Consider the following 4,025-nt stretch of genomic DNA (forward strand, 5'->3'; position numbering starts at 1 on the left):
CTCCACTCGCTCGGCGACGAAGCCCCGTACCCGCGCCGCCTGCTCCCGCAACGCCTCCTCGCTCCGCGCCGACAGCACCACCGGCACCGGAGCGGAACCTGTGGCGTCGGACGCCTCCTGCCGCGGGGGTGCAGCAGAGGTGGCCGGCGCCTGCTCCAGAATCACGTGGGCGTTGGTGCCGCTGATACCGAAAGAGGATACGGCGGCTCGGCGTGGCCGGTCCTCGGTCGGCTGCCAGGGACGTTCTTCTGTGAGGAGTTCGACGGCGCCCGTCGACCAGTCGACGTGCGGCGTGGGTTCGTCGGCATGGAGGGTGCGGGGCAGGGTGCCGTGGCGCATCGCCATGACCATCTTGATGATCCCACCGACACCGGCCGCCGCCTGGCTGTGGCCGATGTTCGACTTCAACGAACCGAGGTACAGCGGATGTTCACGACCCGTGCCGTAGGTGTTGAGCAGGGCCTGTGCCTCGATCGGGTCTCCCAGGGAGGTGCCCGTGCCATGGGCTTCGACGGCGTCGATGTCGTGGGTGCTGAGTCGGGCGTTGGCGAGAGCCTGGCGGATCACGCGTTCCTGAGAGGGCCCGTTGGGGGCGGTGAGGCCGTTGCTGGCGCCGTCCTGGTTGATGGCGGAGCCGCGTAGTACGGCGATGACGGGGTGGCCGTTGCGGTGGGCGTCGGAGAGTCGTTCGACGAGGAGGAGTCCTGCGCCTTCGCTCCAGCCGGTGCCGTTGGCGGTGGTGGAGAAGGCTTTGCAGCGGCCGTCGGGGGCGAGGCCGCGTTGGCGGCTGAATTCGATGAAGGTGGCGGGGCTGGCCATGACGGTGACGCCGCCGGCGAGGGCGAGGTCGCATTCGCCTTGGCGTATGGATTGTGCGGCCAGGTGTAGGGCGACCAGGGAGGAGGAGCAGGCGGTGTCCACGGTGACCGCCGGGCCCTCCAGACCGAAGGCGTACGCCACACGCCCCGAGACGACACTCGACGTGTTCCCGGTCAGCAGGTGACCCTCGTACCCCTCGGGCGCGGGGCTCAGCCGGGCGCCGTAGTCGTGGTACATGACGCCGGCGAAGACAGCGGTCCTGCTCCCGCGTGCCTTTTCCGGAGCGATGCCCGCCCGCTCGAACGCCTCCCATGCCACCTCGAGCAGCAGTCGCTGCTGCGGATCGGTGGCAGAGGCCTCGCGCGGGCTCAGCTGGAAGAAGTCGGAGTCGAATTGGTCGGCGTCGTGGAGGAAGCCGCCTTCGCGGGTGTAGGAGGTGCCTGTGTGGTCGGGGTCGGGATGGTAGAGGGTGTCGAGGTTCCAGCCGCGGTTGGTGGGGAAGCCGGTGATGGCGTCGGCGCCGGTGGCGACCAGGTGCCACAGGTCTTCGGGTGTGGTGACACCGCCGGGGAAGCGGCAGGCCATGCCGACAATCGCGATCGGCTCGTCCGCTGACATTGAGGTGACAGCGGACGAGGCGACATTGGTGGAGCGCGCGATTCCCGTCCGGACCTCGGCGTTTTCCGTCGCGGGCGCCAGCTCGGACAGCAGATACTGGGCCACCGCTTCCGGGGACGGGCGGTCGAAGACGACAGTGGCGGGCAGCCGCAGCCCGGTCGCGACATTGAGTCGGTTGCGCAGCTCGACACCGGTCAGCGAGTCGAAACCCAGTCCCTTGAACGGCCGGTCCATGACGACCGACTCCGTCGTCTCGTGCCCCAGGACGCCGGCGACCAGGTTCCGCACCAGATCCCTGACCACCGCTTCGCGTTCAGGCAGTGGAAGCGCACTGGTTTGGGCAGTCCATGAGGACGCGTCGGCCGCAACTGCTGCGCCCGCCGCGACAGGGCGGGCCGTCCGGCGCGCTGAGGGGACCAGGCTGCGCAGCATCGTGGGCAGCGTGCCGTCCTCTAGCCGGCGGCGTAGCACACGTACGTCGAAGCCCGAGGGCACCACTACCGGAACCCCCGTCGTCAGTGCCCCGTCGAGTAGTGGTAGGTCTCGCTCCGTCGACAGTGTCTCGACGCCGCTGCGGACCCAGCGGGCACGGCTCGCCTCGTCCAGCTGATCGGCCATGCTCGTCCCCTCCCACAGGCCCCAGGCGAGGCTGGTGGCGGGTAGGCCGTGGGCGTGTCGGTGGTGGGCGAGGGCGTCGAGGAAGGTGTTGGCGGCGGCGTAGTTGGCTTGTCCTGGGGTGCCGAGGGTGCCGGTGATGGAGGAGAAGAGGATGAAGTGGGTGAGGGGGAGGTGGGTGGTGAGGTGGTGGAGGTTCCAGGCGGCGTCGATTTTGGGTCGTAGGACGTCGGTGAGGTGTTGGGGGGTGAGGGTGGTGAGGGTGGCGTCGGCGAGGGTGCCGGCGGTGTGGATGACGGCGGTGAGTGGGTGTTCGTGGGGGATGGTGGTGAGGAGGTTTGCCAGGGCGTTGTGGTCGGCGGTGTCGCAGGCGGCGAGGTGGACGGTGGCGCCGAGGTTGGTGAGTTGGGTGTGGAGTTGGTCGGCGCCGGGGGCGTGGGGGCCGCGGCGGCTGGTGAGGAGGAGGTGTCGTACGCCGTGTTGGGTGACGAGGTGGTGGGCGAAGAGGGTTCCCAGGGCGCCGGTGGCGCCGGTGATCAGGACGGTCCCCTCCGGATCGAACGACCGCACATCAGACGTACCGGTTTTTATGGAGGTCAGTCGAGGGATCAGTACATGACCGTCGCGTAGGGCAAGGTGGGGTTCTTCGGTGTGGAGGGCGGTGGCGATCGCGGTGGTGATGAGTTCGGTGTTGTCCGGGTCATCGGTGTCGATGAGGAGGAAGCGGTCGGGGTTTTCGGACTGTGCGGTGCGGACCAGACCCCACAGGGGTGCGGTGGCCAGGTTGTCGGCCGTCGTGTCGTGCGTGACGAGGGCGAGCGGGGTCTGGTGGAGACGGTCGTCGGCCAACCATCGCTGGAACAGGTTCAGTGCGTGGCGGGTGACGGAGTGGGCGCGGGCGACCGTCTCTTCGTTGGGATCGGCGGGGCAGAGGACGGCGACGGCGTCGGGGAGGCCGGAGTCGGAGGTGAGGGACTCCAGAAGTGCGTCGATGTCAATGCCGAGTGTCGTCGTGTGGACGGTGAGCCCTTCTGCGGGCTGCTGCGCGGGAACCCGCTGCCACGTCGTCTCGTAGAGCGAACCCTGGGTCCGCTGCGGGGCGGAGGCGGTGCGGAGGGTGAGGGTCGTGGTGGCGACCAGGTTGCCGCGCGGGTCACTCGCGGTAAGGCGGTAGGTCCGTGCGTCCGGGCTAGTGGCCTCGCGGGTCCAGCGCAGGCGGAGGACGGTGGATTGCGCTTGGTGCACGGCGAGGTCGACCCAGGAGTAAGGGAGTTCGAGGACGTGAGGGTCGCTGCGGTCGAGGATGAGAGGGTGGAGGGCGGCGTCGAGGAGCGCGGGGTGGATTGCGTACGGGGTGTGAGCGGTATCGGGTGATGCGGGGAGGGTGACCTCGGCGTAGAGGTCGTCGTTGTGCTTCCAGGCATGGGTGAGACCTTGAAAGACGGGCCCGTAGTCGTATCCCGTCGCTGCCAGACTCTCGTACGCGTCGGTGAGGTCGAGCGGGATTGCGTCGGGCGGAGGCCAGGGCAGTGCGGTGGTGTCGGGTGACGGTGCGGGGGAGTGAGGGCTGAGGACGGCGTCGGCGTGGTGGGTCCACGCATGGTCCGTCTCCGCCGTGTCGGCCGGACGCGAGTGGACCGTGAGGCTGTGGCGGCCGGCTCCATCCGGTCGGCCCACGCGCAGTTGCAGCTGGACGCCTGTGCTCGGAAGCGGCAGCGGGGCGTGTAGCGTCAGCTCGTCGATGTGTCGGCATCCCGCGTGGTCGCCCGCGTGCAGCGCCAGTTCCACGAATGCCGTCGCGGGCAGCAGCGGTGTACCGGCGATGACGTGTTCGGCCAGCCACGGTTGTTCGGCAAGTGACAGGTACCCGGTCAATACCAGCCCGTCGCCTTCGGCGAGTTCGAGGGTGGCGGGGAGTAGGGGGTGTGTGGTGGGGGTGAGGCCGAGGGTGGTGGTGTTGGTGGTGGGTTTGG

Annotated in this window: 1 protein-coding gene; it reads right to left on the bottom strand. The window is 69.1% G+C overall.

Annotated elements, in window-relative coordinates; all coding sequences use genetic code 11:
• Window positions 1–4,025, bottom strand: a 4,025-nt coding sequence (locus ACFZCY_RS45340) for an SDR family NAD(P)-dependent oxidoreductase (RefSeq protein ID WP_391187682.1), incomplete at both ends; no start/stop codon positions are given.

This window comes from Streptomyces sp. NPDC007983, from assembly GCF_042958345.1.
In the GTDB taxonomy this organism is placed as follows: domain Bacteria; phylum Actinomycetota; class Actinomycetes; order Streptomycetales; family Streptomycetaceae; genus Streptomyces.